This is a genomic window from Rhodococcus sp. (in: high G+C Gram-positive bacteria), assembly GCF_049591685.1.
Lineage (GTDB): Bacteria > Actinomycetota > Actinomycetes > Mycobacteriales > Mycobacteriaceae > Rhodococcoides.
Genome location: NZ_JBAWFH010000089.1, coordinates 1 through 5,152, shown reverse-complemented (window position 1 = coordinate 5,152; position 5,152 = coordinate 1). Strand labels below are relative to the sequence as shown.

Below are 5,152 nucleotides of genomic sequence, written 5' to 3'. Positions count from 1 at the left end.
AGAACGCAAGACCGAGGAGTAGTCGCTTCAATCGCGACGTCGAGTCGATCATCCGGCAACCCTCACTGTGGTGGTGGTTCCCCATATGGCGAGACTGAGGAAGAAGTCCAGAACAGCGACCGTCACGATAGCCGTACGCACGGCCCGGCCCACTGCAACGCCGACGCCTGCGGGGCCGCCCGACGCATGGAAACCGTAATAGCAATGAATCATGATCAGCACGAAAGCAAAGATCAGCACCTTGAGGAACGAATACAGCACGTCCTCGGGCGGTAGGAACAGATTGAAGTAGTGATCGTACGAGCCACCCGACTGACCGTTGAAGAGGGTGCTGATACCGCGGGAGGCGATGTACGACGCCAGCAGACCCACGATGTAGAGCGGGATGACGGCGACGAAGCCCGCAATCATGCGCGTGGTGACGAGGAACGGCACACTCGGTACGGCCATGACCTCGAGGGCGTCGATCTCCTCTGAGATACGCATGGCGCCGAGCTGAGCCGTAAAACCTGCACCGACGGTGGCGGACAGAGCGAGACCTGCCACGACAGGCGCGATCTCACGGGTGTTGACGTACGCGGAGAGGAAGCCGGTGAGCACCGAACTGCCGAGCTGTTCGAGGGCCGCGTAACCCTGCAGCCCCACGACAACACCGGTGGCGCCGGACATCATGATGATGACGCCGATCGTGCCGCCGATGACGGCGAGGGCACCGGTACCGAAGGTGACCTCGGCCAGCAGCCGAAGAACTTCCTTCTTGTAGTGGATCAGTGTGCGCGGGATCCAACCGATGGCTCGCACGTAGAACGACATCTGCTCGCCGGCACTGTCGAGAACGTTGAGCGGCGCGCTTGCGATCTTTTTGGCGCGCAGCAGAGTTCGGTCGCCACGACCTTTGGCGATGGTCATTGCGGGTCAGCTTCCCTTCGCCGGCACTACCTGGAGGTACACCAGGGTGAGGATGAGATTCGCGAAGAACAGCAGCAGGAACGTGATGACGACGGTCTGGTTCACTGCTTCTCCGACACCCTTGGGTCCCGGGTTGGGGTTGAGTCCCTTGTAGGAGGCGATGATTCCGGCGATGACACCGAAGATCGCGGCCTTGAACTCGGCCACGTACAGATCGGGTAGCTGAGCGAGCGCGGAGAACGACGCGAGATAGGCGCCTGGAGTTCCGCCTTGGAGAACGACGTTGAAGAAGTAGCCTCCCGCGATGCCGACGACGGACACGAGACCGTTGAGAAGCAGGGCTACCAGAATCATGGCGAGTACACGCGGTACGACCAGCCGGTGCACCGGGTCGATGCCCAGTACGCGCATGGCGTCGATCTCTTCGCGGATGGTTCGCGAGCCGAGGTCGGCCGTGACAGCCGATCCCGCCGCGCCTGCGATGAGCAACGCGGTCACGATTGGGCTGCCCTGCTGGATCACCGCCAGCACGCTGGCTGCGCCGGTGAACGATTCGGCGCCGAGCTGCTTGATCAGCGAGCCCGTCTGCAGCGACACGACAGCACCGAACGGGATGGCCACGAGTGCAGTCGGCAAAATCGTGACACTGGCGATGAACCACGCCTGTTCGATGAATTCACGGAACTGGAACGGCCTTCTGAACGTGTTCCTGACCACATCCACGAGCAGTTCGACGATATTTCCGGCTTGCGCCAGTGCCGCGCCCGCCGGAGCGAGAGCTGATTTCTTCTTACCCCCCATAATCCTTACTGTCCCCGCCCCTGCGCAGGGCCGTGGCCCTGATCGCTGTATCCGGTCTCGTAACCTGCACTGTCGGTGTTGGTGTAACCCTGGCCCCCGCGACCCGAGTTGTCGTAACCGGCATTGTCGTAGTTCGAGTTGTCGTAGCTCGCGTTGTCATATCCGGCATTGTCATATCCGGCGTTGTCATATCCGGCATTGTCATATCCGGCATTGTCGTAACCGGTATTGCCGTACCCGGCGTTGTCGCCCTGGTTCTGGCCTGCGTAGGCCGGAGTCTGCTGATTGGGGTCGGTGTTGTCCAGGCTTTCCTGAATCGCGACCTGGGCACTCTGGGGCAGCGTGTGCATGATCTGCCGGACGCGCTCCTGGCGGCGTCCGACCGCCTGGCGTACCGGCGTGCCCGGCGTCGCCTTCATCTGCGGAACGATGCCCTCCACGTCCTCGACGCCGCCTGCGTGGTGCCCGGCGTCGACCAACGCCTGCTCATGAGCCATCTGGGCCTCGTCCTTCTCCTCCGACATACCGATCGGCCCAATCATCGTGCCGTTGAGGAACTGCTTGACCACGGGCTCGTCACTGGTCAAAAGAACCTCACGTGGTCCGAACATGACGAGCTGTCGACGGAACAACATACCGATGTTGTCGGGCACGGTCCGCGCAAGGTTGATGTTGTGCGAAACGATGAGGATGGTGGCGTCGATCTCGGCGTTGATGTCGATGAGCGTCTGCGAGATGTACGTGGTGCGGACGGGATCGAGACCGGAGTCCGGCTCGTCGACGAGGATGATCTCGGGGTCGAGCACGAGTGCGCGGGCCAGTCCGGCACGCTTGCGCATACCTCCGGAGATCTCGCCCGGGAGCTTGTCCTCGGCGCCGATCAGACCGGTCAGCTCGAGCTTCTCCATCACGATCTTGCGGATGTCGGACTCGGACTTCTTGGTGTGCTCGCGCAGCGGGAAGGCCACGTTGTCGTAGAGGTTCATCGAGCCGAACAGAGCACCGTCCTGGAACAGCACACCGAACAGCTTGCGGATCTCGTACAGGTCTCGAGAAGAGCACTGCAGGATGTCGGTTCCGTCGACGAAGATCTTGCCCTGCTCCGGACGGAGCAGCCCGATCAACGACTTGAGAAACACCGACTTGCCGGTTCCCGAAGGTCCGAGCAGAGCACTGACCTCACCCGACGGCAACGTCAAAGAGACGTCCTGCCAAATCTTCTGGACACCGAAAGACTTGGTCAATCCCTCGACCGAAACCTCGACTCCCACGCTGACCTCCACAGTTCGTACACATCGATCCTGATGTGGGTTGCGTCACTCTAACCCATATGAGTGTTCGCACCGACACAGGAGCTTACTGCCCAGTAAGTAAATCCCCGAGTCGGGCTGCGGTCCTGAAGACAGTGTGGCTCACATCACTGCAACACGCGGGCAACTCGCCCGATTCTGGTCCGAAACTTCGGAGGCGCAACGGGTTGTAAGGCATCTTCCCGGGGCTACGACGAAACGAAGGGCCATTCCCGGCGTGGGAATGGCCCTTCGAGGGTGAAGAACAGGCCGTGATGGCCGTCGAAACCTACTTGACGGAGATCTTCGCGCCGGCTGCTTCCAGCTTCTCCTTGGCAGCCTCGGCTGCGTCCTTGGCGACCTTCTCCAGGATGGCCTTCGGAGCGCTCTCGACGAGGTCCTTGGCTTCCTTCAGGCCGAGGCCGGAAACGACCTCACGAACGACCTTGATGACCTGGATCTTCTTGTCGCCGGCCGACTCGAGGACGACGTCGAACTCGTCCTGCTCTTCGGCTGCCTCGGCCGGAGCACCGGCTGCGCCGGCTGCTGCGACTGCGACGGGAGCGGCTGCGGTGACCTCGAAGGTCTCCTCGAATGCCTTCACGAACTCACTGAGCTCGAGGAGGGTGAGCTCCTTGAACTGGTCGAGCAATTCTGCGGTGCTGAGCTTCGCCATGGTGGCGGGTCCTTCCTATACGTACCGAGTCGCTGATCCGCGACGGACGGTTGGGTGTGGAGCTGTCGCAAGTGTGCGGATCAGCTTTCGGCGGGAGCTTCTGCTTCGGCGGGAGCTGCCTCGGCCGCGGCCGGGGCTTGCGCTGCCTTCTTGTCCGCCAACGCCTGGGCCAGTCGTGCGACCTGCGATGCCGGAGCGTTGAACAAACCGGCAGCCTTCGACAAGTTGCCCTTCATGGCGCCTGCGAGCTTGGCCAGCAAGATTTCGCGGGACTCGAGGTCCGCGATCTTGTTGATCTCGTCCACGGACAGCGTTGCGCCATCCATGTAGCCGCCCTTGACGACCAACGCCTTGTTGTCCTTTGCGAAGGCCTTGATGGCCTTCGCAGCGTCGACCGGCTCGCCCTTGATGAACGCAATGGCGGTCGGTCCGACGAACAACTCGTCGAGCCCGGTGATACCTGCATCGGCAGCAGCGCGCTTGACCAGGGTGTTCTTGGCGACGGAGTACGTGGCACTGTCGCCGAGCGCACGCCGGAGCTGAGTAAGTCCGGAAACCGACAATCCGCGGTATTCCGTGACGACCGCAGCCGTCGAACCCTTGAACTGTTCGGTGATCTCCGAAACTGCTGAGACCTTTTCGGGCTTTGCCATACTTCGCCTCCTCTCGTGGGAAGTAATGTCGATCGCGAGAGGGCCCGGAAAACGACGAACGCCCCGGTGCAGAAGCACACGGGGCGTAGACAGGCAGACAGCTTCCGAACAGTTACGTCCGTAGATCCGTCGAACAGGTCCCTTACCTCGTTCTCCTGCGTGGGCCGTCCGAGCTGATCGGACCTTCAACCGCATATCTGTCAGGACTAGCCCTCGAGAAGCGGTGACCAACGGTCTTGGGTAGAACTTGATTGGGCGGATCCGAACGAAATCCCGCACTTGCGAGAACCCGTTTCGAAGCCGTCGGCCAGACTACCTCAGCATCCGTGCGTTCACCAAAACGCGTCAGACCCGACTGCCGAAGACGACGACATTGCGTTCGTAACTGCCCACCGCGGCGTCGAAAGCCCCCGAGCACGTGATCAACCGAATCTCGTCGGTCCGCGTCGCACCGAAAACCATTGCCGTCGGGAACTCGGACTTGGCGTAATCGGCCGTCCTCTCGATCCGGTACCGAGCGACCCTGCCCGACTCGTCGGTCACCGTCACCAACTCGCCGACGGCCAACTCCGGCAACCGGTCGAACACCGCAGGCCCGGTGGTCGAGTCGACGTGCCCGGCGAGGACGGTCGGGCCATATCCACCCGGCCGACCACCGCCGGTGAACCATCCGACATCGTCGAAGTCGGACGGCACCTCCATCTCACCGGTATCGGTGAGACCGAGATCGACCAAGCCTTCGTCGAGTTCGATCGACGGGATGCTCACACGAGTCGGCGCGAAAGCATCCGTTGGCATGGCCGGCGCCACGACCGGAGGTGCCG

6 protein-coding genes are annotated in these 5,152 nt (G+C 62.0%); all 6 read right to left on the bottom strand.

The window, feature by feature from the left end:
- Window positions 1-48: 48 nt before the first annotated feature.
- The gene (locus WBQ44_RS04055) at window positions 49-909 is read right to left on the bottom strand and encodes an MlaE family ABC transporter permease (protein ID WP_495565455.1); all 861 of its coding nucleotides are present in this window, start codon (window positions 907-909) and stop codon (window positions 49-51) included.
- Window positions 910-915: 6 nt separating this feature from the next.
- Window positions 916-1,710: an MlaE family ABC transporter permease gene (locus WBQ44_RS04050; RefSeq protein WP_495565454.1), complete on the bottom strand. Its 795-nt coding sequence runs from the start codon at window positions 1,708-1,710 to the stop codon at window positions 916-918.
- A gap of 5 nt (window positions 1,711-1,715) precedes the next feature.
- Window positions 1,716-2,981, bottom strand: coding sequence for an ABC transporter ATP-binding protein (locus WBQ44_RS04045; protein WP_495565453.1), 1,266 nt, complete (start codon window positions 2,979-2,981; stop codon window positions 1,716-1,718).
- Window positions 2,982-3,288: 307 nt separating this feature from the next.
- Window positions 3,289-3,675: a 50S ribosomal protein L7/L12 gene (gene rplL, locus WBQ44_RS04040; RefSeq protein ID WP_495565452.1), complete on the bottom strand. Its 387-nt coding sequence runs from the start codon at window positions 3,673-3,675 to the stop codon at window positions 3,289-3,291.
- 80 nt (window positions 3,676-3,755) lie between these two features.
- On the bottom strand, window positions 3,756-4,328 hold the full coding sequence (gene rplJ / locus WBQ44_RS04035) for a 50S ribosomal protein L10 (RefSeq protein ID WP_495565451.1): 573 nt from the start codon (window positions 4,326-4,328) through the stop codon (window positions 3,756-3,758).
- A gap of 345 nt (window positions 4,329-4,673) precedes the next feature.
- Window positions 4,674-5,152, bottom strand: a 479-nt coding sequence (locus WBQ44_RS04030) for a class F sortase (RefSeq protein ID WP_495565450.1), incomplete at its 5' end; no start/stop codon positions are given.

Coding starts and splice junctions, on each gene's coding strand:
- WBQ44_RS04055 (WP_495565455.1), bottom strand. CDS start 909: ATGACCATCGCCAAAGGTCGTGGCGACCGAACTCTGCTGCGCGCCAAA.
- WBQ44_RS04050 (WP_495565454.1), bottom strand. CDS start 1,710: ATGGGGGGTAAGAAGAAATCAGCTCTCGCTCCGGCGGGCGCGGCACTG.
- rplL (WP_495565452.1), bottom strand. CDS start 3,675: ATGGCGAAGCTCAGCACCGCAGAATTGCTCGACCAGTTCAAGGAGCTC.
- rplJ (WP_495565451.1), bottom strand. CDS start 4,328: ATGGCAAAGCCCGAAAAGGTCTCAGCAGTTTCGGAGATCACCGAACAG.